This window comes from Pseudotabrizicola alkalilacus (assembly GCF_003443995.1).
Classification (GTDB): domain Bacteria; phylum Pseudomonadota; class Alphaproteobacteria; order Rhodobacterales; family Rhodobacteraceae; genus Pseudotabrizicola; species Pseudotabrizicola alkalilacus.
On sequence record NZ_QWEY01000011.1, the window covers coordinates 1 to 25669 of the forward strand.

At 61.0% G+C, this 25669-nt stretch carries 23 protein-coding genes, 1 tRNA gene and 1 pseudogene; 13 read left to right on the forward strand and 12 right to left on the reverse strand.

Annotation, left to right across the window (positions count from 1 at the left end; genetic code table 11):
• Positions 1-111 (forward strand): annotated as a pseudogene (locus D1012_RS17175) (IS5/IS1182 family transposase); the annotation flags it as partial.
• A gap of 147 nt (positions 112-258) precedes the next feature.
• Here D1012_RS17175 and D1012_RS17180 read toward each other — a convergent pair.
• The 6 genes from D1012_RS17180 to D1012_RS17205 form a co-directional block, all read right to left on the reverse strand.
• Positions 259-1386, reverse strand: coding sequence for a hypothetical protein (locus D1012_RS17180; protein WP_118155242.1), 1128 nt, complete (start codon positions 1384-1386; stop codon positions 259-261).
• A 116-nt stretch (positions 1387-1502) separates the two neighbouring features.
• Positions 1503-1787 carry a hypothetical protein gene (locus D1012_RS17185; RefSeq protein WP_118155245.1) on the reverse strand — a complete coding sequence of 95 codons (285 nt, stop codon included), beginning with the start codon at positions 1785-1787 and terminating at the stop codon, positions 1503-1505.
• 516 nt (positions 1788-2303) lie between these two features.
• A tRNA-Thr gene (locus D1012_RS17190) sits at positions 2304-2376 on the reverse strand.
• A 97-nt stretch (positions 2377-2473) separates the two neighbouring features.
• Positions 2474-3931, reverse strand: coding sequence for a heme biosynthesis protein HemY (locus D1012_RS17195; protein WP_118155248.1), 1458 nt, complete (start codon positions 3929-3931; stop codon positions 2474-2476).
• A 9-nt stretch (positions 3932-3940) separates the two neighbouring features.
• A complete protein-coding gene (locus D1012_RS17200; RefSeq protein ID WP_118155251.1) occupies positions 3941-5236 on the reverse strand; it encodes a COG4223 family protein in 1296 nt (431 codons plus the stop codon).
• A gap of 85 nt (positions 5237-5321) precedes the next feature.
• On the reverse strand, positions 5322-6065 hold the full coding sequence (locus tag D1012_RS17205) for a uroporphyrinogen-III synthase (RefSeq protein WP_158569381.1): 744 nt from the start codon (positions 6063-6065) through the stop codon (positions 5322-5324).
• 39 nt (positions 6066-6104) lie between these two features.
• Here D1012_RS17205 and tsaD point away from each other — a divergent pair, with 39 nt between their 5' ends.
• Genes tsaD through D1012_RS17225 form a run of 4 tightly spaced genes read left to right on the forward strand, consistent with a single transcriptional unit; the run spans position 6105 to position 8889 of the window.
• Positions 6105-7226, forward strand: a complete 1122-nt coding sequence (tsaD, locus tag D1012_RS17210; protein ID WP_118155513.1) for a tRNA (adenosine(37)-N6)-threonylcarbamoyltransferase complex transferase subunit TsaD — start codon at positions 6105-6107, stop codon at positions 7224-7226.
• Complete coding sequence (locus D1012_RS17215) at positions 7223-8197, forward strand: NAD(P)H-dependent glycerol-3-phosphate dehydrogenase (protein WP_118155257.1); 975 nt, start codon at positions 7223-7225, stop codon at positions 8195-8197. Before tsaD ends, D1012_RS17215 begins: the two co-directional genes overlap by 4 nt.
• Before the next feature lie 3 nt (positions 8198-8200).
• Positions 8201-8473, forward strand: a complete 273-nt coding sequence (locus tag D1012_RS17220; RefSeq protein WP_118155260.1) for a YciI family protein — start codon at positions 8201-8203, stop codon at positions 8471-8473.
• The gene (locus tag D1012_RS17225; RefSeq protein ID WP_118155263.1) at positions 8470-8889 is read left to right on the forward strand and encodes an EVE domain-containing protein; all 420 of its coding nucleotides are present in this window, start codon (positions 8470-8472) and stop codon (positions 8887-8889) included. Before D1012_RS17220 ends, D1012_RS17225 begins: the two co-directional genes overlap by 4 nt.
• A gap of 242 nt (positions 8890-9131) precedes the next feature.
• On the opposite strand, the gene D1012_RS17230 is transcribed toward D1012_RS17225, so the two are convergent.
• From D1012_RS17230 to D1012_RS17240, 3 genes are all read right to left on the reverse strand, one after another.
• A complete protein-coding gene (locus tag D1012_RS17230) occupies positions 9132-9473 on the reverse strand; it encodes a DUF2853 family protein (RefSeq protein WP_118155265.1) in 342 nt (113 codons plus the stop codon).
• Between the two features lie 198 nt (positions 9474-9671).
• Positions 9672-11057, reverse strand: a complete 1386-nt coding sequence (ahcY, locus tag D1012_RS17235) for an adenosylhomocysteinase (protein ID WP_118155267.1) — start codon at positions 11055-11057, stop codon at positions 9672-9674.
• A gap of 78 nt (positions 11058-11135) precedes the next feature.
• Positions 11136-11558 (reverse strand): hypothetical protein, encoded by a 423-nt coding sequence (locus D1012_RS17240; RefSeq protein WP_147335728.1) that lies wholly within the window; start codon positions 11556-11558, stop codon positions 11136-11138.
• 166 nt (positions 11559-11724) lie between these two features.
• Here D1012_RS17240 and D1012_RS17245 point away from each other — a divergent pair, with 166 nt between their 5' ends.
• Complete coding sequence (locus D1012_RS17245; protein ID WP_199489551.1) at positions 11725-12291, forward strand: HD domain-containing protein; 567 nt, start codon at positions 11725-11727, stop codon at positions 12289-12291.
• 29 nt (positions 12292-12320) lie between these two features.
• Here D1012_RS17245 and D1012_RS17250 read toward each other — a convergent pair whose 3' ends face one another.
• The 3 genes from D1012_RS17250 to D1012_RS17260 form a co-directional block, all read right to left on the reverse strand.
• Positions 12321-12635, reverse strand: coding sequence for an H-NS histone family protein (locus tag D1012_RS17250; RefSeq protein WP_118155273.1), 315 nt, complete (start codon positions 12633-12635; stop codon positions 12321-12323).
• A gap of 80 nt (positions 12636-12715) precedes the next feature.
• On the reverse strand, positions 12716-13270 hold the full coding sequence (locus D1012_RS17255) for an ActR/PrrA/RegA family redox response regulator transcription factor (RefSeq protein ID WP_118155275.1): 555 nt from the start codon (positions 13268-13270) through the stop codon (positions 12716-12718).
• Between the two features lie 73 nt (positions 13271-13343).
• Positions 13344-13961, reverse strand: coding sequence for an SCO family protein (locus D1012_RS17260; RefSeq protein WP_118155514.1), 618 nt, complete (start codon positions 13959-13961; stop codon positions 13344-13346).
• Positions 13962-14066: 105 nt separating this feature from the next.
• Here D1012_RS17260 and regB point away from each other — a divergent pair, with 105 nt between their 5' ends.
• From regB to addA, 7 genes are all read left to right on the forward strand, one after another.
• The gene (regB, locus tag D1012_RS17265; RefSeq protein WP_118155277.1) at positions 14067-15455 is read left to right on the forward strand and encodes a sensor histidine kinase RegB; all 1389 of its coding nucleotides are present in this window, start codon (positions 14067-14069) and stop codon (positions 15453-15455) included.
• Between the two features lie 118 nt (positions 15456-15573).
• Positions 15574-17145: a PAS-domain containing protein gene (locus D1012_RS17270; RefSeq protein ID WP_118155279.1), complete on the forward strand. Its 1572-nt coding sequence runs from the start codon at positions 15574-15576 to the stop codon at positions 17143-17145.
• A 45-nt stretch (positions 17146-17190) separates the two neighbouring features.
• Positions 17191-17655, forward strand: coding sequence for a tRNA (adenosine(37)-N6)-threonylcarbamoyltransferase complex ATPase subunit type 1 TsaE (gene tsaE, locus D1012_RS17275; RefSeq protein WP_118155281.1), 465 nt, complete (start codon positions 17191-17193; stop codon positions 17653-17655).
• Positions 17648-18661 carry an aminoglycoside phosphotransferase family protein gene (locus D1012_RS17280; RefSeq protein WP_118155283.1) on the forward strand — a complete coding sequence of 338 codons (1014 nt, stop codon included), beginning with the start codon at positions 17648-17650 and terminating at the stop codon, positions 18659-18661. Before tsaE ends, D1012_RS17280 begins: the two co-directional genes overlap by 8 nt.
• Entirely contained in the window at positions 18640-19347 is a 708-nt protein-coding gene (locus D1012_RS17285; RefSeq protein ID WP_118155285.1) for a nucleotidyltransferase family protein, read from the forward strand. The genes D1012_RS17280 and D1012_RS17285 overlap by 22 nt, the downstream gene beginning before the upstream one ends.
• On the forward strand, positions 19340-22297 hold the full coding sequence (gene addB, locus D1012_RS17290; RefSeq protein WP_118155287.1) for a double-strand break repair protein AddB: 2958 nt from the start codon (positions 19340-19342) through the stop codon (positions 22295-22297). The genes D1012_RS17285 and addB overlap by 8 nt, the downstream gene beginning before the upstream one ends.
• Positions 22294-25635 carry a double-strand break repair helicase AddA gene (gene addA / locus D1012_RS17295; RefSeq protein ID WP_118155289.1) on the forward strand — a complete coding sequence of 1114 codons (3342 nt, stop codon included), beginning with the start codon at positions 22294-22296 and terminating at the stop codon, positions 25633-25635. The genes addB and addA overlap by 4 nt, the downstream gene beginning before the upstream one ends.
• The last annotated feature ends 34 nt before the right edge of the window (positions 25636-25669 follow it).

Here is a 25669-nt window from a genome sequence, read left to right on the forward strand (position 1 = left end):
ATGTTTGGAAAACTCAAGGACTGGAGGCGCATTCACACACGATACGACCGCTGCGCCCACACCTTCATGTCCGCAATCGCCATAGCCGCCATCGTCATCTTCTGGATATGATCAATGAGTCCTGAGCCTAGGAAGAATGTTTGGTTACCAGCGGGGTAGGCGGTTCACCATCTCATTCGTAATGCGGGGGTGGGGGTTCAAGTCCTTTCGGCGGCACCACTTCTCATAAACCAAATCTGCGACGCTCATGCCTAGGCTTTACGGTGCAAAGCCTAGTGGTAACATCGTCAAAGCAATATATCTCTCTAGGATTAGCAGCAACAAGCTTGTGGTCAGTATGAACAGCGCAGAGATCACTAGCCAGTAGGGTGCAGGATAGATCGAGCGGAATAGATCGAACCATATGCGTCGTCCAAAAATGCGACCACGGAAGATGAATGAAACGTTCGCCAAAACCACCATTAGCGCCAATGTGGCACCTACGCTGATAAAGTTATCGTTGACCCACTGAGCGAATCTTTCGACCAAAACCGCTTGGTTGGTAGATCCACTGGACGCGGATGGTCTGTATAGCGGAGTGAGAAACGCCAAAACTAATCCAAACAGTGGTACTACTCTGTTAAAAAACGCTGACGTCAGCCGCCCCTTGGATTCTTCCTCGATCTCAGCGCGTGCGAGCCCGGCGTCTATAGATTCCATTGTGGCTTCGCGAAGATACTGAGGGAGTCCACTTGATGCACTATTGTTACTGCAGTGCTTTTCCTCGAAGGCGCGCGCGTAGGCCAGTACACCCTTCGCGTCGATATAGGCTTCCGGGTTCTTGGTTCTCTTTTGCTGAATAACCCAACGGTACAAAGAGTATAATGTTTCTCGCTTCCACGCTCGATCGCTCTCGTCATAAGGAATGACGTCCAAGATAGTGTCGGAAGTAGGCGCATGGTGCTGGTGGACATGGCACACGTCCCGCAAGAAGAATAAAATCTGAGACGCAACATCTTGGGCTTCTCGATCACTCAATTGGCCTTCGAAGCTGATCTCTGCCTTTCCATTACGGTTAAGGACAACCGCAGATAGCCCGCAGCCTGGCCTATTGCTGAGATCGGTGAACTCCTCAGCGACTTTATCGAAAGTTTCGTCAAACTCTTGATCATTTTGGTCGGGCTGTAGAAGTGGCGTTAGTTTCTTCATGGCGGACTTGAACTCCCCAGGAGTCAATTCCACGCAGGGGCCGGACAAGGTCTCAAATTCTTCGTTCCGGACTGACTTGCCGAACAGGACGTAAACTGTATATCCCTCACGCCGCAGCGCTAGGTTTAGGAGATCGCCAAGAAAACCAAACGGAGTATCCGTAGTCCTGCGTTTCTGCGCAACTACTACGTGACGCAATCCATTACCTGCTCGGGAAACCTTAAATGCTCGCTTTGGCTGGGCTCCTTGCCCGATAATTGCGAACGATAGATTGCCTGTAATCGTAGGCACCCATCCACAAAAGGTTCTCAATTTTAGGCAACCATGTTCTTCACATACTCGTCTGACAGCTTTCCTTGACTACGCCAGTGTTTTGTAGCCTTGTCCCAGACCTTCCCCTTGCTCACGCGCGGGTCGCGCAGTCCGTCCCTGTCTGTCTCTACTTCGCCCTTAAGGACTGCGCTTGCGGATCCTGAGAGGTTCGCGGCCTCCTTCCACCGGTCTCGACCAATGTGGAGCACTGTGAAGAGAATACCGAGAGAGACGCTTGCGGCGACAACCAGCAACGCCAACAGTGCAACATCAAATATGACCGACACAGGCAGTTCTCCTTTTCCCCCAAAGAACTTTCAATAGGTTAGTTTGCAGTGATTCGAAAGTTCGCTGTATTGTCAAGATGTAGGTGCAGTCAAGCGATTTTATCTCAACATGTTGCTCATTCATCTACATGCTGTGAGCTGCAATGGGCGACAAGTTGCCGACGACGCCTTCATGAAGGCAACGGAAACCCGTTACATGTGGCGAGCACATGGTTCATGCCTCTGGGTCTTCGCGTTTCAAGCGTGGCTCCATGTCGTGGTCCTCAACTGGTTTCTGGGCCTTGTGCCAGACGACCTCGGCGACATTGTGGCGATTGGCATCATAAGCCGCGAAACCTGTGACATCCTTGTAAAATGGCTGCACAGACGCGAAAAATGTAACGAATTTAAGTGGTTTGGAGGCTGCTCGCCATCATTACGAATGACGTGGGCTGCGAACCAACCACATTGAAAACTAAGTGTTTTCCAGTTCGGCGTTGCAAGTATGTTGCAAGAGTGACGCAGAATGCGAACGCGTGCCCCAAGACGGACTCGAACCGCCGACCTCTTCATTACGAATGAAATACTCTACCAGCTGAGCTACTGCGGCACTTTCCTGCCGGATCTACTAGGCTGCTAGTGATTTCCCCGTCAAGCCCGGTTGCCAAGGCCGGGCTTGAGTTTTTGCAGATCGCGGCTGGCTTGTGTCAGTCTGGCCTTGGTTGGGTGGCGACTATGTCCGCATCTTCTGCGGTCAACGGCTCCGGGGCGGGATCTGGCGGCGGCGCGGGTTGTCCGACGATCAGCGGCAGCAGCTCCGTCCCCGTTGCGCTTGGGCCTGAGGTTTCAGGGGGTTCGCGCCAGCTGAGCGTATCAAAGCCACCGCAATTGTCGCAGATCGGGTGCCATTGCGCGTGGATTGCATGACACTTGTCGCAACACCATTGCGGGCCGCGCGGTGCCGTCAGCGCGCGCGTGAGCCAGCCACGCACGACCGAGTCATCCTCGCCTTCACCCCGCGCTATGGCGGCCATGATCGCCAGGGATCGTTGCGTCGGATGGGTGGTGACAATGTCGCCAAGGCTGCGCCGTGCGGCGGGAAAATCCTCAGCCGAGACGTAAAGCTCCGCCTGCAGCAACCGGGTCTGCTCATGGGCCGGATGCGCATCGGTCAACGCTTTGAACCGTTTGATACGGGCTGTCGGCGTCTCTTCTGGTTCGATCTCGGCAAAGGCCGCAGCCAGGTCCGGGTGGGGGTGAACGGTCCATGCCTTTTTGAGTACCCGCGTCGCGCCTTTGCGATCCCCCTTGCCGACCAGACTGCGGGCGGCCATGGCAGCGGCCGGGATCAGATCGGGTGACAGGCGGTTGGCCTCGATCGCAGCTTCGCGTGCCTCGATGCTGGCGCTGTCGTCGAAGACGGTTTTCGCCTCTTGCAGCGCCAGAACAGCATCGCGCCGACGGTAAACATCGCGCGGCAATTCCCCGGCCTTCAGCTTGGCACCCAGCGTCAGGCGGGCCCCTTTCCAGTCGGCATGGTCTGCCTGCAGCCGTAACAGAATATCCTGCGTTTCGGCGTGGCGCGGCTTCATGGCAAAGGCTTTTTCAGCCAACTTCAACGCGGTATCCGTATCGCCTTCAGCCAGCTTTTGCTTCATCAGCCCGCGCACCCCGACAAAGCGGGTTTTGTCGTCGGCCAGCAGGCGCTTGTAGGCGTCTGCCGCGCGTTTGGTGTCGCCCGCAGCCTCTGCCGATTGCGCCATCAGCAGGTTGGTCAGGTCTGGCTTGGCCAGATACCGTTCGGCCCGCTGCGCGCGCGCCATGGCGACCTGTCCCTCACCCGAAGCAAGTGCCAAAAGACCCTCGGTCAGCGCCTGATAGCCTTTGCGTTCGCGATTGCGGTCGAAATAGCGTGAAATCGCGGTCTCGTCGCCGGTCAGAAACCGCAGCACCGCCACCACAAAACTGACAATCTTGAACAATACCCACAACGATACCACCAGCACCAGGGACAGGATGACCGCCTGCAAGGGGCCGAGGGTCATCTCCCACCCGGCGACAGCAATGCGGATACCACCGCCGGTGTCCAGCAAGACACCCGCGCCATAGGTCAGCGCAGCGATGAAGAAAACAAACAGAATGACTTTCAGCAGGGTCCAGAGCATTTGTTCTTCCTACCCTTCCACTGCGACTGACAAGGCAGACGTCGCTGAAACCGCATCGAGACGCTGACGGGCCATCGTTGTCCAGCCCGACATTTCGGCCTGACCCCCGGGTGGCAGGCCCTCCAGTTCGGTCAAGGCCTTCGCCAGATCACCGGACCGCAGCGCCGCCTCGGCGCGGGACAGCACCGCGTCGGGATCGGTGCCTTCACGCGGGGTCAGCGAACGCGCGCCGGTTGTGGCTTGCAGGAAAGAGCCAAGCCTGTCCGACCAGCCCTCACCCATATCGGCGCGCAACGACGCCTCCAGAGCGGCCCGTGCCGCCGGGGGAAATGCCTCTTCCAGCGCGGCGCGGGTCGGGACACCCAAATCAGCGAGGCCGACCAAAGCATCAGGAATTTCGACATCAGGAATATCAGCCAGAGCCGCCGCGAACGGCGCTCCGCTATCCATAGCGGCCTGAACGCGGGCCAATGCAGCGGCGCTGACCGCCTTGCGGGCGGTTTCTTCGGCCTCCGCCCGAAGTGCGCTCGCCTGAGCCTCTGCCTCGGTCAGACGGGCCTGAGTTTCCGCGGCCAGTGCTTCAAGCCCGGCATTTGCATCGGCACCGCTGGCCTTCATTTCGGCAACCTCGGCACGCAGCGAGTCAAGCTGGGCGACCAGATCGGCGGAAGGCCCCTCCCCCGGTGCTGACTGTCCTTGCGATTCTATCGCGGAAACCCGGTCTTCCAGCGCGGCCAGCGCTTCGGTCGGGGGCGACAGATCAGGTTCGGCCGGAGCATCCTGCACCGGCCGCGCCTCCAGCGCTGCGATGCGATCAGCGAGCGTATCATCCGGGGGTGGGGCTGATTCCAGAGTGTTGATCCGGGCGGCAAGGGCCTGCACTTCGGCCTGCGTGGCCAGAGGCACATCTGAAGTACCCGATCCGGGAAACGGAACAAAGGTCGCAAGCGCATATCCCGCCGCTGCCGCAACGACACCGCCCAGAACGGTGCCAAAAAACGCGCCGCTGCCACCTTTTTTCTCTGCAATTGGTGTCGCTTTTTTCTCTGCAATTGGTGTCGGCGGGGGCGGAACAAAATCCGGCTCTGCCTCGGCCTTCTGCTCCACCGGCGCCGGTGCAGCGGGGTCGGCCTCAAAGCGCCGGGGCTCTTCCATGATCACAGGTTCAGACATGGCGGCGGGTTCTGTCACCGCTGAGGCAACGGCGTCATTTTCCGCTGCATCAACAGTCTGGGGATCAACCGTGTCGAGGGCTTTGACCACTTCCTCTTCGGCCGTTGGGGTGGAAGGGGGGCGTTTGGCCATGGCGACATTCCTGACTGTGACGTTGGGAGAGGGCGTTCATGCGCGACGCTCTCAAATCAATTCTAATCCCGCATCTCTTCGGGCATCAAGCAATGAAGATAAAACGATCCAGTGCAAGGAACAGTTCCCCCTGCGTCGGGGCAGCGGCAATTGATATATGTCCAGGCGGGAAATCGGCAAAGATTGCAGCAACAGCAGGGCTTAACGCTGCAATCCGAAGCCTGCCCGCCATACTGGCGCTATGCGGCAGATCGCGCAGGGCGCGGCGAAATAGCTCGGCAGTTCGGGGCGAGAACAGTGGGGCCAGAATGCCCCCCCCGCCTGTCAGCACGCTGATTGCCTCAGGCGAAAGGGGTTTTGGCTCTTGCGCGTAAATAATGGCCTCTTGCGCGTCGACTTCTTCAGCGTTCAACCGTGAGACCAGATCACCCCGCGCCTCACGTCCGCGCAAATGCAGAAACGGCGCGGCGTCGCGTTGCGCCAGCAACAGCGTGAAAAGGCTTTCCGCATCGCCTGCGGCAGATTGGGCATGAAACCCCAAGGCTGTGGCGACCTCTGCTGTCCGGTCGCCCACACAAAAGGCACGGTGCGGCAGACTATCGGCCAGTGCCGCCGCCGCCCTTGCGCCCGTCTCGGACGTAAGGACAATCGAAGTGAAAGGCCGGTCCGGCAGGTCAGGCCGCAAAAAGACCGGCGCAAGCAACGGCGTCAGGACCGGCGCAACCCGTTTTCCATAGCGATCCAGCAACGCACGGGCAAAGCGGCTTGCCTGTGGCTCGGGCCGGGTAATCAACACGGGAAGGGCGCGGGATTGCGGGACCATGCCCATGGTGTTACCTGCGGTTATCCCTTGGTGCAACGGCGGACCATGCAGACAAGCCCGACCCCCTCTGATCCAAAACGCGCTGTCCTGACGTTTTTGGGCATCGAAAGCAGCTGCGACGATTCTGCGGCTGCGGTGGTGCGGGCGGGGAACCGGACCGAGATCCTGTCCTCTGTCGTGGAGGGGCAGGTCAGCCTGCATGCCGCCTATGGCGGCGTGGTGCCCGAGATCGCCGCGCGCGCGCATGCCGAACGACTGGACGCCTGCGTTGAGCGCGCGATGGAGGAAGCCGGGGTCAGCTTTGCCGATCTGGATGGCATCGCCGTGACGGCAGGGCCGGGGTTGATCGGCGGCGTCCTGTCGGGGGTGATGCTGGCCAAGGGACTGTCGGCGGGCACCGGCTTGCCTTTGGTCGGCGTAAACCATCTGGCGGGCCATGCGCTGACACCGCGTCTGACAGATGGGTTGGATTTTCCGTATCTGATGCTGCTGGTTTCGGGCGGACATTGCCAGTTTCTGATCGCCGATGGCTCGGAGATGTTTCGCCGGATCGGCGGCACCATTGACGATGCCCCGGGCGAGGCGTTTGACAAGACCGCAAAGCTGCTTGGCCTGCCGCAGCCGGGCGGGCCGATGGTTGAGGCAGAGGCGGCATTGGGCGATGCCAAATGCTTCGCCTTTCCGCGCCCGCTGCTGGACCGGCCCGGATGTGACATGTCGTTTTCCGGTCTCAAGACAGCTTTGCTGCGGACACGTGACGCGGTGATTACGGCCAAAGGCGGTTTGACATTGGCAGACCGCCGCAACCTTTGCGCCGGGTTTCAGGCCGCAATGGTGGCAGTACTGGAGGAAAAGAGTCGGCGCGCTTTGACCCTGTATCTGGAGAGCGCCCCAACTGCGCCCGCTTTTGCTGTGGCGGGGGGTGTGGCCGCAAATACGGCCATTCGTGCTGCGTTAGAGACAGTTTGTGACCAGATGTCGGTCAGATTTCTGGCCCCACCGCTGCGGCTTTGTACCGACAACGCGGCGATGATTGCCTTTGCCGGAATCGAGCGGTTCAGGCTTGGCCATCGCGACGATGCAACTTTGTCAGCCCGTCCACGCTGGCCGCTGGATCAGACCGCCCCGGCGATGATCGGGTCGGGCAAAAAGGGGGCCAAAGCATGAACGGGGCTGTCGGCATTGTTGGCGCTGGGGCCTTTGGGGCGGCCCTTGCGATTGCTTTGGCGCGGCAGGGCAGAGATGTGTGGCTCTGGGCGCGCGACGCGGCGGTGGTCGATCACATGCGAACGACCCGCGAAATTCGTCGGTTGTCCGGCGCTGTGCTGCCAGAAAACGTCTCTGTTACGGCGGATATGTCAGATCTTGGCCTGTGCCCCGCCATCTTGCTTTCGGTGCCGATGCAAGCGCTTGGAGGGTTTTTATCGCTGCATGCTGGCAATCTGAAGGACCGGCATTTGGTGGCTTGCTGCAAGGGGATGGACCTTGCCACTCAACGCGGGCCGACTGGCCTGATTGCCAGCGCCTGCCCCAAAGCCACACCGATGATCCTGACGGGCCCGAGCTTCGCCGCCGATATCGCACAGGGTCAGGCCACTGCCCTGACGCTGGCCTGCACGGATGAGGCTGCGCTGAAACATGTGCAGCAAGACCTGTCCGGGCCGATCCTGCGGATTTACCGCAACAGCGATGTAATCGGGGCCGAACTGGGCGGCGCGTTGAAAAATGTGATCGCCATCGCCGCAGGGATCGTGATGGGCGCAGGTCTGGGGGAAAGCGCGCGGGCGGCGTTGATGACGCGCGGCTTTGCCGAAATGGTCCGCTTTGCCACGCAGCTTGGCGCACGGCCCGAAACCCTTATGGGCCTGTCCGGCTTTGGCGACCTTGTGCTGACCTGCACCTCGGATCAATCCCGCAATTTCCGGCACGGTCTGGCGCTTGGGCGCGGCGACAGCCCGGATGCCTCGCTGACCGTCGAAGGCGTGGCCACGGCGCAAGCCATTCTTGCTCAGGCTGCTCATCTTGGTGTGGCCGATCAGATCCCAGTGACGGCCATGGTTGCGCGGGTTACAACGGGAAAGACCACCATTCCTGATGCCATCCACGCCCTGATGTCCCGCCCGCTGAAAGAGGAATAGCCCATGCGCGCCGCCCTGATCTGCATCGACAAGCCCGACCACCTGCAAACCCGCATCGACAACCGCGCCGCCCATCTGGAGCATATCCAGTCCAGCGGTATCGTTGAAATGGCCGGTCCGTTTCTGGATGCTGCGGGCGGGATGATCGGCAGTCTGGTGATCCTGACCGTCGATTCGATGGATCAGGCGCAGGCCTGGGCCGAGGCCGACCCCTATGCCAAGGCCGGGCTGTTCGAAAGTGTGGCGATCCGCGAGTGGAAAAAGGTCGTGGGATGAACTATTGGCTGTTCAAATCCGAACCTGACGCCTGGAGCTGGAATCAGCAGGTCGCCCGTGGCGACACCGGCGAAGAATGGACAGGGGTCAGAAATTACCAGGCCCGCAACAACATGCGCAGCATGAAAGTTGGGGACCGGGGGTTTTTCTATCACTCAAACGTCGGCAAAGAAATTGTCGGCGTGGTCGAAGTGGTTCGCGAAAGCGCCCCGGACAGCACAGCCGATGATCCGCGATGGGATTGCGTGGTCATCAAGTCGATTGCGCCGGTCACACGCCCGGTGACGCTGGATGAGTGCAAGGTGACACCCGGATTGGAAAACATGGCGCTGGTCAAAAGCACTCGCCTATCTGTTCAGCCGGTGACCGAGGCGGAATGGTTGATCGTCTGCAAACTCGCAGGGATCGGCTCCTGACAAGCAGGTTGATCAAACCATGGAAACGGAGGGCCCCAATCAGCAAAGGACCCTCCATCCACCCCACGTGTCCCCTAGCACCACACGTGTTCTGAAAAAGGGTCAAGGCATGCTGCCCGTCCGATTGACATTAGGGCAAACCGGGCAAGGCCCGCAAGCGGCGCATCTCTAAAACTGTCTCGGCTTTCGCAAGGTGTTGAAAAGGCTCCACAATGCGGAGCCCTTCGTCCACGACGTAACGGTCAAGCGTACACGGCTTCCTTGCCGAAATGCTTGACCAGCATGTAGTAAACCACAGCACGATATTTGCTGCGGTTCGACCGGCCATACGTGTCGATCACAGCGTTGATCGCCTCCATCAACCGAGGGCTGTCGTCCAACCCCAGCTTCTTGATCAGAAAGTTGTTCTTGATCGTCTCAAGCTCGGCCGGGTCACTGCCAGCAACGGTAGAGGCGTCATCATTATAGATCGCCGGGCCACAGCCGATCGTCACTTTTGTCAACAGCGCCATATCGGGCGTCATGTTACACTTGCCGGAAAGCTCTTCCGCATACTTTGCAATCAGATCGTCACGTTTGCTCATGCTCACTGTCCTGTCAGGCTTGGGTTATAATCACCAAGTTTCCCGCTCCCTTGGCTGTGAAAAACTTTAGCCAGAAAATCGGTAAGGGACCAAGGGAAAAGTGGCTGCGTTCTCCCCCCACAGACCCGGCACTGAAAGATGGACTCCTGCACAGTCTGGCCCCCAAAATCATGAGGGCCAGTCGCATGTCTGGTCAGATCAATAGCGGTAGTGATCTGATTTGAACGGCCCCTCAACCGGAACACCGATGTAATCGGCCTGATCGCGGCGCAGTTCGGTCAGCTTTACGCCAATCTTTTTCAGATGCAGGCGGGCTACTTTTTCATCCAGCGCTTTGGGCAGAATGTAGACGCCCGGCTGATACTCATCGCCCTTGGTCCACAATTCGATCTGCGCGAGCACCTGGTTGGTAAAGGACGCCGACATCACGAACGACGGGTGGCCGGTCGCATTGCCAAGGTTCAGCAGACGCCCCTCGGACAGCAGGATGATGCGATTGCCGTTTGGCATCTCGATCATGTCGACCTGTTCCTTGATGTTGGTCCACTTGTGGTTCTTCAGCGCTGCGACCTGAATTTCATTGTCGAAGTGGCCGATGTTGCCGACGATCGCCATATCCTTCATCTCGCGGATATGCTCGATGCGGATCACATCCCTGTTGCCTGTGGTGGTGATAAAGATGTCAGCGCTTGCGACAACATCTTCCAGCAAAACCACTTCAAACCCGTCCATCGCGGCCTGCAAGGCACAGATCGGGTCCACTTCGGTGACCTTGACCCGCGCACCAGCCCCTTGCAACGAGGCAGCAGAACCCTTGCCGACATCACCATAGCCGCAGACCACGGCAACCTTGCCAGCCATCATAGTATCTGTGGCGCGGCGGATGCCATCGACCAGCGATTCCTTGCAGCCGTACTTGTTGTCGAATTTCGACTTGGTGACCGAGTCATTGACGTTGATCGCCGGGAAAGGCAGCTGGCCCTTCTTGTGCAGATCATACAGGCGGTGGACGCCGGTGGTGGTTTCTTCTGACACGCCCTTGATGGCAGCTTTGGTCTTGGTGAAGAAGCCGGGGGTTTCCTTCATCCGCTTGGCGATCTGGAGTTTGATGACCTCCTCTTCCTCGGATTGCGGGACGGGAATGATATCCTCCCCCGCTTCGGCCCGTGCGCCCAGAAGGACGTAGAGCGTGGCGTCACCGCCATCATCGAGGATCATGTTCGCGCCTTCGGGGAACAGGAACGAACGGTCCAGGTAATCCCAGTGTTCGGTCAGGGTCTGACCCTTGATGGCAAACACCGGCGTACCGCCAGCCGCGATGGCAGCGGCGGCGTGATCCTGGGTCGAGAATATGTTGCATGATGCCCAGCGCACATCGGCACCAAGCGCGGTCAGCGTTTCGATCAGCACAGCGGTCTGGATCGTCATGTGAAGCGAGCCGACTATCCGGGCACCCTTCAGAGGCTGGCTTGCGCCAAACTCTTCACGACATGCCATCAGCCCCGGCATTTCGGTTTCCGCGATGGTCAGTTCCTTGCGCCCAAAATCTGCGAGCCCGATATCCTTGACGATATAGTCAGCCATATCCAAAAATCTCCTGTCTGTTGGACGTGGCTTTACCATCGAAGAGAGGTTGGAACAACGCGGGAAAAGCGAACAAAATTAGCTGATCGGCCGGTTCCGGACGATGCTTTCCGCGCTCATTTCCTCGGTCCAGCCAAAACCTGACGACACAATGCAAGTCAGGCCATCATGATCCACATGAAGCAAAGTCCATGTGCCCATCAGGTCGGAGGTCCAAAGCTCCACGTTGACGCGTTGCTCCCGCACCCAGCTGCTTTCCAGTGTTTCTGCGAAATCATCGGTCAGGGAAACGGTGATCATCTCTTTGGTATCACACAACGGGTCCTGAACCGTCTCCGGCAATTTACCAACGAAATCATGAACCGACAACTCCGGTGCAGCGGTGTACGCCGCGACCGCAGGATCAGGTGCGAGGTCAAAGCTGCGATCCACGCGGTCAATTGCACCAGCATATCCGGCCGCAACGGCCCCCAGAGCCAATATAGGAAGCGGATTGAACATTTTGTCTCTTCCGTTCTACTTCAATCGCCGGGTCAACGAGGTTTGCGCGCTGAAAGTTCCCTTGCATTCCCTCATTTGAATTTGAACGCGTCGTGACGCTGCGTTACGACCACAGAGATTACAAAGGAGACCGGGCGTGGCAAAACCAAAGCGTGCGTGGCAACGGATGCTGTCGGGTCGGCGGCTGGATTTGCTTGATCCGACGCCGATGGATATCGAGATCGAGGATATCGCCCACGGTCTGGCGTTTGTCGCAAGGTGGAACGGTCAGACCCAAGGGGAATGGGCCTATTCGGTCGCCGAACATTCTTTGCTGGTTGAAGCAATTTTCAGCCGTCTGAACCGGGATATTGCGCCAAAATGGAAAATGGCAGCTTTGCTGCACGACGCGCCGGAATATGTGATCGGTGACATGATTTCACCGGTAAAAGCTGCCATTGGCCCCGGTTACAGCGCGCTGGATGAGCGTCTGACGGCGGCCGTGCATTTGCGGTTTGGTGTGCCTGCGGTATTGCCGGCTGTGATCAAATCCCAGATCAAAGCGGCAGATCGCATCTCCGCCTGGATGGAGGCGGTAAGCATTGCAGGTTTCTCTGAGGCGGAGGCAGACAAGCTGTTCGGACGACTGAATGAACCCCTGATCACCGGGCTGGCGATTCAGTTGCGCCCGCCCACAGTTGTGCGGGCAGATTTCGTCCGTCGTCACGCTGATCTGCTGGCAGAGCTTGGCTGAAAAAGCCATCCCGAAGGATGGCTTTTTGTTCAGATTGCGAGTTCTTCGGGCTTCTTGCCGTCTTTCAACGCAGCCTCAAACCAGCGTGGTTTCCGCCCACGCCCGGACCACGTGTCCGTCGGGTCGGTCGGGTTGGCATATTTTGCCGTCGCTGGCGAACGTTTGCGCACAGGAGCGATACCTGTCAGTTCCGCAAGCGAAAAGCCCCGAGCCCGCGCTGTTTCTTCAAGTTCTGCAAGAGCTTCTTTCTTGCGGCGATCTTCAAAACCGTTGATCGCTTTGGCAACTTGTGACTGCAGATCTTTCAACTCTTTAAGGGACAGTGCATTCAGATCGATGTCCACGTTTCATATCCTTATTGGAACTCTCTATTCTCCAATAATCCGAAATTTCTGAATGTACAACAAACAGGCGCGCAATCGCGTTACTTTGGGCTGCGTTTTGCAAGAATCCGCTGAAGCGTGCGGCGATGCATCGAAAGCCTGCGCGCTGTTTCAGACACATTGCGGTCGCACATTTCATAAACCCGCTGAATATGCTCCCACCGAACACGGTCGGCGGACATCGGGTTTTCCGGTGGTGCGGGCATTGACGCGCCCCTTGCCAGCAGAGCATTGGTGACGTCATTCGCATCGGCTGGCTTTGACAGATAGTCGGTTGCGCCAATTTTTACCGCCGCAACTGCCGTCGCAATCGCGCCATACCCGGTCAGCACCACAATGCGGCAATCTGGCCTGCGTTCGCGCAACGCTTCGACGACATCCAGCCCGTTTCCGTCTTCAAGCCGAAGATCAACGACGGCATAGGCGGGCGGGCGCGATTGCGCGATGGCCTTGCCTGCGGCGACGCTTTCGGCTGTCTCAGGAATGAATCCGCGCCGCTCCATCGCCCGCGCCAGTCGTTTGACAAAAGGCTCGTCGTCATCAACCAGCAAAAGCGAGCGGTCCGGGCCCAGATCTGCCGTCACGTCTTCTGCCATCGTTTTCCTCTTTGAAGTCTGCCACCCTGGAGGGAAGGTAGGGTGTATAGGGGGCGGGGTCAATTTTTCTGCATCAAGGTGTATTTGACGCGAAACACGCCACACGTTCTGCCATCTGCTCTGCCGTATCCTCACGTCGAAAAAAGTCGACAAAGCCAATTCCGGGCATGGTCAGATAGGTGAAAGTCGAATGGTCGACGAGATAGAAATCCGCGTCACCATCCTGTTTGCGATAAAAGGTCTTGTAGGCTTGTGAGGCCGCTTTGACCTGTTCGGGCGATCCGGTCAGACCAACCATTTTCGGATGCAGATTCTCGGTGAATTCGGCCATGACCTCGGGCGTATCCCGTTGCGGATCAATCGAGATGAAAACAGGCGTCACATCAACCCCAAACTCCTCCAGAATATCCACGGCCTCGGCGTTGCGGGCGGCATCCAGCGGGCAAACGTCCGGACAGAAGGTGTAGCCAAAATAGATCAGCGATGGTTTGGTCAGAACATCCGCATCGGTGACCGTCGCCCCGGTGTCATCAACCAGCGTAAATGGCCCGCCGATATCTCCGCCACCGACCTGCCCGCCGCGGCATTGGGCAAAGGCATCGTCGCCCTGCTGGAGAAAAATATAAAGTGCGGTTCCGCCCAAAAGCCCGGCAACAGCCGCGGCGGCCAGTGCTGCATACGTCCTGGTCATCTTCACCACCTTTTCCTGCCTGTTCCCCAGGTTGATCCCTGCATTGATCCCGGGACCATGCAGGCCTAACACTGGCTGTGATAATGCCTTTGGACGAGGGATGCCATGCTTTCCCCAACTGCCGGACTGCTTTCCCGTGACACGCGCAGCGACTGGGTTCGCCTGCGTACGCTCATTTTATTGCGGTGGATGGCCATTGCGGGACAATTGGCCGCAATCGCCGTGGCCGACCGCTACTACGAAATGCAGCTGCCGCTCGGGCTGTGTTACCTTGCGGTCGGCGCGTCGATCATTGCCAACCTGATCTCGGCTTTCGTCTTTCCTGAAAACAAGCGGCTGTCAGAGACCGAGGCGATGCTGACGCTGCTGTTCGACCTGTCGCAGCTGTCGTTCCTGTTGTATCTGACCGGCGGTCTGGCAAATCCGTTTGCACTGCTGATCCTGGCGCCCGTCACCATCTCTGCTTCGGCGCTGGAGCTGCGCACGACGCTGTTTCTGGGCAGCCTGTCGATCATCTTCATCACGCTGATCTCGTTTGTACACGTGCCGTTGCGCTACGCCGACGGATCTGTGCTGTCGGTTCCGGTTCTGTTCGAATTCGGGTTCTGGCTCTCGATCGTGATCGGCATTCTGTTTCTCGGCCTTTATTCGCGCCGGGTGGCCACCGAGATCCGGTCGATGTCCGACGCATTGCTTGCGACCCAGATGGCCCTCGCGCGGGAGCAGAAGCTGACCGATCTTGGCGGTGTGGTGGCTGCGGCAGCGCATGAGCTGGGCACGCCACTGGCCACGATAAAGCTGGTGTCGGCGGAGATGATGGACGAGCTGGAGGGGCAGCCGGAGCTGCAGGACGACGCGCGGCTGATCCGCGAACAGGCCGACAGATGCCGCGACATTCTGCATTCGATGGGGCGGGCTGGCAAAGATGATCTGCACATGCGCACCGTACCGCTTGCCATGCTGGTGACCGAAGCAGCCGAGCCGCATCAGGGGCGCGGCAAACATGTGGAGCTGACTTTTCTGCCCGGACCAGGGGGCAGCGAGCGTCAACCGACCGTCAGCCGCCGCCCCGAGGTGATCCACGGTCTGCGCAATCTGGTGCAGAACGCAGTTGATTTTGCAAAAACAACCGTTTGGGTTCATGGCGAATGGACTGACGAAACCATAACCATCCGCATTGTCGATGATGGAGAGGGGTTCCCGTCGCATGTCATTGGCAGGATTGGTGATCCGTTTGTCCGCAGCCGGAGATCTTCACAGGATCTTGCCAGGCGTCCTGAGTATGAGGGCATGGGGCTCGGGCTGTTCATTGCCAAGACCCTGCTGGAACGTACCGGGGCAGAGCTGACCTTTGCAAACGCCTCCGATCCATTCCTGACCCCCGAAGAACGGCCGGAGCGCAGCGGTGCCATTGTCGAGGTCGTATGGCCCGTGGACCGCCTCGCGCAGGTCGTCGAGCACGGACTGGGGCAGAATGAGCCTATTCAGGTCTGAATAGAAGCACAGCCGCACCAATCGGGGCATACACCATTTGACAGCCGCCTTTTAATTAACGTTGTGTTAACGAACTACACCCTAGGTTGACTTTAGGGCTGTTTGCAGCGGGACACATATGGATACGCATGTTGTTTTAGGTCTCGGTCTGGGGTTTACCGCGATACTGGCAGCGCTTGGCGGGCTGCTGTTGATGGTGGCGTTTCAGCTGAACCGGAAACCCGTGAGGGACAGCATTTTTGATGAGCGTCAGAAAGGCACGTTGTTCTTGTTCGACGGTGAAACTCTGGTCGATTGCACGCCGGGCGGTCAGGCGGTTCTTGGGGCTTCCAATGTTCCGGGCACGCCATGGGTCAAACTGCTCGCCTATCTTTCAGCGGCCTTTCCCCAGATTGATCAGCAACTGGCCAAGCTAGAAGAGGAAGGGGTGGTCACCCTCGCATCAGAAGATTCCTATGGTCAGCCGCTTTTGTTGATGGCCGAACAGCGCGGCGGCTTGTCCCGTATCACCCTGATTGACGCCGAGACCAAGGACCGGAGCCCTGGGAACGATCCGCTGGCCCACAGATCCATGACCGAAGATCTGGCGTTTCTGAGGTCAATGCTGTCACAGGCCCCGTTCCTTGCGTGGCGGGAAAAAGACAACGGCGATATCGTCTGGGCAAATACAGCCTATCTGCTGCGGGCGGGCGATCTTTTTCCGGGAAAGGAACTGACCTGGCCCCTGCCACGACTGTTCGAACGCACCGCAACGGTGCAAGGTGCCAGCGGCCAGCGGCAAAAACTGAAGTTTCCAGACGGGTCTGTATCATGGTTCGACCTGATCAGCATGCCTGATGGAGATGGCCGCCGTGTGTACGCCCTGCTTGCAGATTCTGCCGTGCAAGCAGAGGCAACCTTGCGCGACTTCATGCAGACCCTGACAAAGACCTTTGCGCACCTTCCCATCGGGCTGGCGATTTTTGACAGCCGACGTCAGCTGCAGCTGTTCAATCCCGCCTTGCTGGATCTCACAGGGTTGCCACCGGATTTTCTGTCGTTGCGTCCCTCGCTGCTGTCAGTGCTGGATGCGCTGCGCGATCATAACATGGTGCCCGAACCGAAGGATTATCGTGGCTGGCGCAGGCAAATCACCGATCTGGAACGCGCGGCGTCGTCCGGCGTCTATGAAGAAACCTGGAATCTGCCGGGTGGCCAGACCTACAAAGTGATCGGCAGGCCACACCCCAACGGTGCCCTGGCCCTGATGATCGAGGATATTTCGACCGAGATCACCCGCACCCGACGCTACCGCGCCGATCTGGAGCTTGGCCAATCCGTCATCGACTCGATGGATGAGGCCATGGCCGTGTTTTCAGAAACCGGAATTCTGGTGATGACAAACGCCGCCTATGTGCAGCTCTGGGGCCATGATCCGGCGGAAAGTCTGACCAGTGATGGCATTACCTCGCTGTCCCGCCATTGGCGCAGCCAGACTGCGCCGAGCAGGCTTTGGTCCGAGGCCGAGGAGTTTGTCGGCACCATCGGCGACAAAGAGGGTTGGAGCGATGAGGTGCGGATGCTCGACGGGCGGCTGATCATCTGCCGGTTTACACCGCTTTCCGGCGGTGCAACACTGATGGGGTTCCGGGTACAACAGGCGACAAAAGAGCCGTCGCCACTTTCTGCGGCCGAACGACGCTCTGCCTGACGGGTTCGGCTTGCGGCGGCAGCCTGCGACGGTAAAACTGCGCATATGGTGCAGCCGAAGTGTCACTCCTTGTTCCTGCCCTCGGAAGAGGCGACCGATGCGCTTGGCCAGATGATGGCCAGCCATCTGGTGCCGGGCGATACGGTCCTGCTGACCGGGCCGATCGGTGCCGGAAAATCCCATCTGTCGCGCGCCATCATCCGCGCCCGGCTGGGCCGGATGGAGGATGTGCCGTCGCCGACCTTTACCTTGGTCCAGACCTATGAGGATCCGGCGGGCGAGATCTGGCATGCCGACCTGTACCGCCTTTCCCACCCCGATGAGGTGCTGGAACTGGGGCTGGAGGATGCCTTTGCCACCGCAATTTGTCTGGTCGAATGGCCGGAAAGACTTGGGGCCTATGCGCCACAGAATGCCATCCGCCTGTCCCTGACCCCCGAGGATGAGGGTCGCCGGGCAACGGTTTGCTTTTCCGGTCGCCCTGAACTGGCCGGAGCGCTGGATGCGTGATCGCAAGGCTGCCTCACACATCTTTCTTGCCGCCCATGGCTGGGGCGAGGCGGAGCGCTGCTTTCTGGCGGGCGATGCGTCGGACCGCAGCTATGACCGGCTGACGCTTGCGGGTGAAACCGCTGTCCTGATGGATGCCCCGCCCGGAACGGGTGATGATCCGGCGACATTTGTTGCGATTGCCCTGCATTTGCGCGGCATTGGCCTGTCCGCCCCCCGTCTGCTAGCGCAGGATCTGGAGCATGGGTTTCTGTTGATCGAAGACCTTGGCGATGCCCTGTTCGCACGCGTGCTCGAAACCGCGCCGGAGCGGGAGGTCCATCTTTACCACGCGGCTGCCGATGTTCTGGTGCATCTGCACGCCCACCCTGCCCCGGCTGGTCTGCCCGACCTGACGGCGGAAGACTGGGCCAAAGCAGCGGCCTTTGCGCTGGATTGGTATGCCTTTGGGGCGACGGGTCACAGACCGGATAGCGCAGCGTTCAGGGTCACCCTGACCGAGGCACTGCAGCGCCATGCCGATGGGCCGCGCGTGATGATCCTGCGCGATTATCATGCGGAAAACCTGCTGGACCTGCCCGGACGGCAGGGTGTGGCAGCGGTTGGCCTGCTGGATTTCCAGCTCGCCCAAATGGGGCAGCCGGGCTATGATCTGGTGTCGTTGCTACAGGATGCGCGGCGCAATGTCTCAGTCGATGTTGTAAGCCAGATCACCGCCCATTTTGCCGATACCACTGGCCGCGATCTTGCGGCGTTTCAGGCGTCTTGTGCGGTTCTGGGCGCGCAGCGGTCGTTGCGCATTCTGGGGATCTTTGCGCGGCTCTGTCTTGTTGGCGGCAAGCCCGGCTATCTGCGCCTGATCCCGAGGGTCTGGGCGCAGCTGCAAGACAATCTCGCGCACCCCGCCCTGTCCGGGTTGCGTGCGGTCTGTTCGCCTTTGCTGCCTGCACCAACGCCAGCCCTCCTGCAAACGATAGGGGACAAATGCGCCACCCTTTCCCCCTGATGCTGTTTGCGGCCGGTTTCGGAACCCGGATGGGCGCGTTGACCGCCAAGCAGCCCAAACCGCTGATAAAGGTGGCCGATCTGCCGCTGATCGACCATGCCCGCCGCATCGCAGCACAGGCGGGTGTGACGCATCAGGTCGTCAACCTGCACTACCTGGGCGAACAACTGGCCGATCATCTGGCAGGCAGCGGCGTGGCCCTGTCATGGGAGCGGGACGGTATTCTCGATACCGGCGGCGGCCTGAAAGCCGCCTTGCCGTTGCTCGGCAACGGGCCGGTGCTGACACTCAACACCGATGCGGTCTGGACCGGACCGAACCCGTTGACCCGGTTGATGGAGGCTTGGGACGGCGCGCGGATGGACCAGCTGTTCCTGCTGCTGCCCGCCGCGCAGGCGCGCAGTGCCACGGGCCGGTCGGATTTCGTGATGGACGATCAGGGCCGGGTGGATTGGGCCAAGGGGCGCGACGGCTATCTTTACCTTGGCGCGCAGATTATTCACCCTCGCCTGTTAACCGGCACGGATCAGGCATTTTCCTTGCATGGGCCATGGACGCAGGCCATGGCTGCGGGGCGCGCCTATGGCATCGTCCATCGCGGTGACTGGTGTGATGTGGGCCACCCCGGCGGCATCGCCGAGGCTGAAGCGCTATTGCGCGACGCAAAGGAATGGCCGGATGTTTGACGCCACTGAATCCCGGCTTTTTGCCCTGCCGCCGGGCGTCGATTTTCCTGCCGCGCTGGTCGCAGGCTTGCGCGCCCGGATGCAGGGCAAACCGCCCGAGGCGATGGCGCGGGTGACGCTGTATCTGAACACCACACGCATGCGTCGGCGGGTGGTGCAGATCTTTGGAACACACGGGGCAGGGTTTCTGCCGCGCATCCGGCTGGTCAGCGACCTTGCCGCCGATATGGTGGTGCCCGATCTGCCGCCCGCCATCCCTGCGCTGCGGCGCAAGCTGCAGCTGACCGTGCTGATCGGGCGGCTGCTCGACACCCTGCCTGATCTGGCGCCACGTTCCGCCCTCACCGATCTGGCCGAGAGTCTGGCAGCACTGATGTCCGAGATGCAGGGCGAAGGCGTGGGGCCCGACCGGGTCGCTGCGCTGGATGTGTCGGACCATTCCGAACATTGGGCCCGCACGCGGGAATTTCTGACCATCATCACCCCGTTCTTTACCGATGCAGAGGAACCGGACAGTGAGGGCCGCCAGCGGCGTCTGGCGCTGCTGTTGTCCGATCTGTGGGCCGCGTCGCCGCCGCGTGATCCGGTGATCGTAGCCGGGTCCACCGGATCACGCGGGACCACAGCATTGTTCATGCAGGCCGTTTCCCGTTTGCCGCAGGGCGCGATTGTGCTGCCCGGCTATGATTTCGACATGCCAGGTCTGGTCTGGGCCGGGCTGGATGATGCCCTGACCTCGGAGGATCATCCGCAATACAGGTTCCACCGGCTGATGGGGCTGATGGGGGCCACGCCGCATGATGTCCGTCTCTGGCACGATGCCGCACCGCCCAGCGCCGCGCGCAACCGGGTAGTGTCGCTGGCGCTGCGCCCTGCCCCGGTCACCGATCAATGGCTGGTCGAAGGACCGGATCTGCCGGAGCTGTCTGCTGCCATGCAGGACGTGACGCTGATGGAATCCGCCACTCCGCGACAAGAGGCGCTGTCGATCGCGCTGATCCTGCGCGAGGCGGCAGAACGGGGCACGCCCGCCGCCCTGATCTCGCCCGACCGGGTGCTGACCCGTCAGGTCGCGGCAGCGCTGGACCGCTGGAACATCCGCCCCGATGACAGCGCTGGCATTCCGCTGAACCAGACCGCGCCGGGCCGGTTCCTGCGCCATGTGGCGCGGCTGTTCGGTCACAAACTGACCTCTGACGCGCTGCTGACCGTGCTCAAGCATCCGCTGACCGCCTCGGCAATGGATCGCGGCCAGCATCTGCTCCTGACGCGCGATCTGGAGCTGAAGCTGCGGCGCGATGGGCCTGCCTTTCCCACCGGGCCGGACCTGATCGCCTGGGCGGGCGCGCATTCCAACGCGCATGCCGTTGGCTGGGCCACCGCTTTGGCCGGAGCGCTGGATGGGCTGGAAGATGCCGGTTCACTCCCGCTGACCGGTCACATCGCCCGCTTGCGCCGGCTGGCCGAACGCCTGTCGCGCGGGCCTGCGCCAGAGGGCACCGGGGAGTTGTGGAAGGAAGCGCCGGGCGAGAAGGCGCTGGAATTTGTGACCGGGCTGGAGGCCGAGGCGGTGCATGGCGGCGATCTGTCGCCGGGGGAGTTCCGCGATCTGCTTGACGGGCTGATCTCGGGCGAAGAGGTGCGCGCGCCGATGATCGCACATCCCGGCGTGATGATCTGGGGCACGTTGGAGGCGCGGGTCCAGGGGGCAGATCTGGTCATTCTGGCCGGGCTGAACGATGGCACATGGCCCGCGCTGCCCCCGCCCGACCCCTGGCTGAACCGCAGGATGCGGCTGGATGCCGGGCTGTTGCTGCCGGAACGGCGCATCGGCCTGTCGGCGCATGACTTTCAGCAGGCGGTGGCCGCGCCTCGGGTTGTGCTGTCGCGCGCGCTGCGCAATGCCGAGGCCGAAACGGTGCCGTCGCGCTGGATCAACCGGCTGACCAACCTGATGGATGGGCTGCCCGACCGCAACGGGCCAGAAGCCCTGAGCCAGATGCGGGCGCGTGGGAAAACATGGCTGGACCTTGCCGCCGCGATGGACCGGCCTCTGCCTGCACCAGACGCCGGGCTGATCCCGGCCACGCGCCCTGCCCCGCGCCCGCCGCTGGCGGCCCGACCGACAGCGCTGTCGCTGACCCGGATCGAGGTGCTGATCCGCGACCCTTACGCGATCTATGCCGACAAGGTGCTGAACCTGCGCCCGCTGGACCCGATCCGGCAGACCCCCGATGCCCGCGACCGGGGTACGGTGGTGCACACCATTCTGGAGCGGTTTGTGCGCGAGCGACCCCCGGAAGAAACCCGCGACACAGCCCGCGCCCGGCTGCTCGCGCTGACCGCCGACGTGCTCGAGGATCAGGTGCCATGGCCCGCCGCCCGCGCGCTGTGGGCGGCACGGATGGAACGCGCTGCCGATCATTTCCTGACCATTGACGCGGCCGAAGGCGGGCAAAGCGTGCTGGTCGAGGGGCGAGGCGAGCTGGCGTTACAGGGCCTGACCTTCACGCTGTTCGGCACCCCGGACCGGATCGACCTGCTGCCCGGCGGCAAGCTGCATCTGATCGACTACAAGACCGGCAGCCCGCCCTCTGACAAAGAGCAGAAATCCTTTGCCAAACAGCTGCATCTGGCCGCGCTGCTGGCGGAGGAAGGTGGGTTCAGGGGGCTGGGGCCGCAACAAGTGGCAAAGATCACCTATGTCGGCCTTGGCTCTGCCGGGAAGGTCACCGAAGATGAGATCACACCAGAAAAGCTGGAGGGCGTGCGCGACGGGCTTTACCACCTGATCGGCTCTTATGCGCGGCTGGGTCAGGGCTATACCTCGCGCCGGGCGGTGTTTACCGAACGGTTTCCGGGCGACTATGACCATCTGGCCCGGTTTGGCGAATGGGAGATGACCGACAAGCCTGACCCGCAGGATGTTGGGACGGGGGACACGCCATGACGCATGATGCCAGCCTTGCACAAATGGCGGCGGCGCAGCCCGGCCTGTCGACCTGGCTTTCGGCGAACGCCGGGTCAGGCAAGACCCGGGTGCTCACCGACCGGGTGGCGCGGCTGTTGCTGAACAAGGTGCAGCCGCAGCATATCTTGTGCCTGACCTATACCAAGGCCGCGGCGACCGAGATGCAGAACCGGTTGTTCCGTCGTCTGGGCGAATGGGCGATGAAACCCGATGCCGGCTTGCGCGCCGATCTGACCGATCTGGGCGAAGGTGAGCCACTGGATGCCGATCAGCTGGCGCTGGCGCGGCAGTTGTTCGCGCGCGCCATCGAGACGCCGGGCGGTTTGCGTATTCAGACCATCCACAGCTTTTGCGCGACCCTCCTGCGGCGCTATCCGCTGGAAGCAGGGGTCACCCCCGGTTTCAAGGAAATGGATGACCGCACTGCCCGCACCCTGCGCGAAGACATCGTGCAGGATATGGCCGACCGCCTGGCACCGGATGCGGTAGCCGATCTGGCACGGCATTACACCGCCGAAGATTTCGGCGCGCTGATGGGCGAGATTTGCAGCCGGGCCGATGATTTTGCGCGGCCGCTGTCACGCGCCGAAGCGCTCGCGCGCTTTGACCAGCCAGAGACGCTGACGCTGGATCGCCTGCTGAACGCGGTGTTCCTGGGGGACGAGGGCGACATTCTGGCCGAGCTGACAGCGCGGCTGGCGGGCAGTGGCGTCAACGACCAAAAGGCCGCCAACAAACTGTCGGCGCTGGACCCGTTCACCCCCGACCTGCGCAGCTTGCAGGTGTTGGAAGGCGTGTTCCTGTTTGCCACCGGGGCGCGGGCCAATCAGGCCAAGATCAACGATTTCCCCGCCAAAGACCTGCGCAACGCGCTTGGCCCGCTGGGCGAGCGGCTGCAAAAGCTGATGGGCCGGGTCGAGGGCGCACGGGCGGCGCGGGTGGCGCTGGAGGCGGCAGAAAAGACCCTCGCATTGCACCGCTTTGCCCGCGTCTTCCTGCAGCTTTACGTGGCAAGAAAGGCAGATCGCGGCTTTCTGGATTTCGACGACCTGATCCGCAAGGCCGGGCAGCTGCTGAATGATCCCGGCCTTGCCGCCTGGGTGTTGTTCCGGCTGGATGGCGGCATCGACCACATTCTGGTGGACGAGGCGCAGGATACCTCGCCCGCGCAATGGGCGGTGATCGAAAAGCTGACCGCCGAATTTACTGCAGGGCGGGGTGCCAGTGACAAGATCCGCACGCTGTTTGTCGTAGGGGACAAAAAACAATCGATCTATTCGTTTCAGGGTGCCGATCTGTCGGCCTTTGACACTAAACGGCAGGAGTTCAGCGCGAAGTTTGCCGCCGTCGCGCAGCCGATGCAGGATCGCACGCTGGACTACTCCTTTCGCTCATCACCAGCGGTGCTGGACGTGGTCGATGCCACCTTTGGCAGCGAATTTCCGGCGGCTCTCGGCGATCCGCCGCGCCATCTGGCGTTCTTTGATGGCTTGCCGGGGCGGGTGGATCTGTGGCCGTTGATCGACAAGGCCGACACCACCTCGGACGAAGATGGCTGGAACCCGGTCGATCTGATTTCCGACAGCCACCACACGGTAGAACTGGCGCGGATGATCGCCGCGGAAATCCGGACGATGATCGACTCCGGCGTGCATATCCCGACCGCAAAGGGGACAAGCCGGGCGGTGCAGGCCGGCGATGTGCTGATCCTGGTGCAGACCCGTGGCACCCTGTTTTCGCAGATCATCCGCGCCTGCAAACAGGCCGGGCTGCCGATTGCCGGGGCAGACCGGCTGAAACTGGGTGAAGAGCTGGCGGTCAAGGATCTGGTGGCGCTGCTGTCGTTTCTGGCCACACCCGAAGACAGCCTGTCGCTGGCTGCCACCCTGCGCTCGCCGTTGTTCGGCTGGTCCGAGGACCGGCTGTTCCGTCTGGCGCATGGCCGGGCGGAACGGCATCTTTGGGCAACCTTGCGCAACGCGGATGAGCCGGAAACGCTGGCCGTGCTGACCGACCTGCGCAATCAGGCCGATTTTCTGCGGCCCTATGAGATGCTGGAACGCATCCTCACGCGCCACAACGGCCGTCAGCGCCTGCTGACCCGGCTGGGGCCGGAGGCAGAGGACGGGATCGACGAACTGCTCAATCAGGCTTTGGCCTATGAGAACAACGATGTGCCCAGCCTGACCGGGTTCCTGATCTGGCTGGAAAGCGACGTGGTGGAGGTCAAGCGCCAGCTGGACAGCGAAGGGTCGAACATAAGGGTGATGACGGTGCACGGATCAAAGGGGCTGGAAGCGCCGATCGTGATCCTGCCCGACACCGCAGACCGCAATCCGCGCGACCATGCCGAGGTGATCAAGCTGTCAGATGGTCTGCCAGTCTGGAAAACCCCGGAAAAAGACAGCCCGCCGGATGTCGCCACCGCCCTTGGCCTGCGCAAGGCCAAGGTGGCCGAAGAGAACCTCCGCCTGCTGTATGTGGCGCTGACCCGCGCACGGTCCTGGCTGATCGTGGCCGGGGCGGGAGAGGCGAAAGTGACCAGCGGCAAAGAGGCAAAGCCGCGCGAGAAATGGGCCTGGTATCGGCAGGTCGAGGCCGGGTTGCAGACCCTTGGGGCGCGGCCCGATGCGGCAGGGCGGCTACGTCACGCCTACGGCGTGTGGCCCGCCAATGCCCCGGCGTTGCAGCAGACGGAGCAGGCCATCACCCTGCCCCCTTGGATCGCACACCCCACCCCCGAAGTGCCGCGCGCGCTTGGCCCCGTGTCGCCCTCAGACCTTGGTGGGCCAAAGGCGCTGCCCGGTGAGGGGGATATGGTGGAGGTGGCCAAGTCACGCGGCACGGTGCTGCATCACCTGCTGGAGCATCTGCCCGCCCATGCGCCCGACCTTTGGCCCGCCATCGCCCGCACGGTCACGCCAGCGGCGTTTGACCCAGAACTGATGCTGTCGGAGGCTGCCGGAGTGTTGTCGTCGCCAGAGCTGTCGCATCTGTTCGCCCCCGGATCACTGGCCGAGGTCTCCGTCACCGCCACCCTGAACGGACGGCAGATCGAAGGCACGCTGGACCGGGTTGTGATCACGGATGAAAGGGTGCTGGCAGTCGATTTCAAATCGAACCGTGTGGTGCCGGACCGGCCCGATCAGGTGCCCGATGGGATCTTGCGGCAGATGGGGGCCTATGCCCATGCCCTTGGTCAGATCTACCCCGACCGGCGGATCGAGACGGCGATCTTGTGGACGGCCACGCCAAAGCTCATGTATCTTGATCCCGAAACCGTGACTGCGGCGCTTGGGCGTGCCCCGGTCGCTTGACCTTTCTATCCGCAGTGCCTAGCTTTGATAGCTG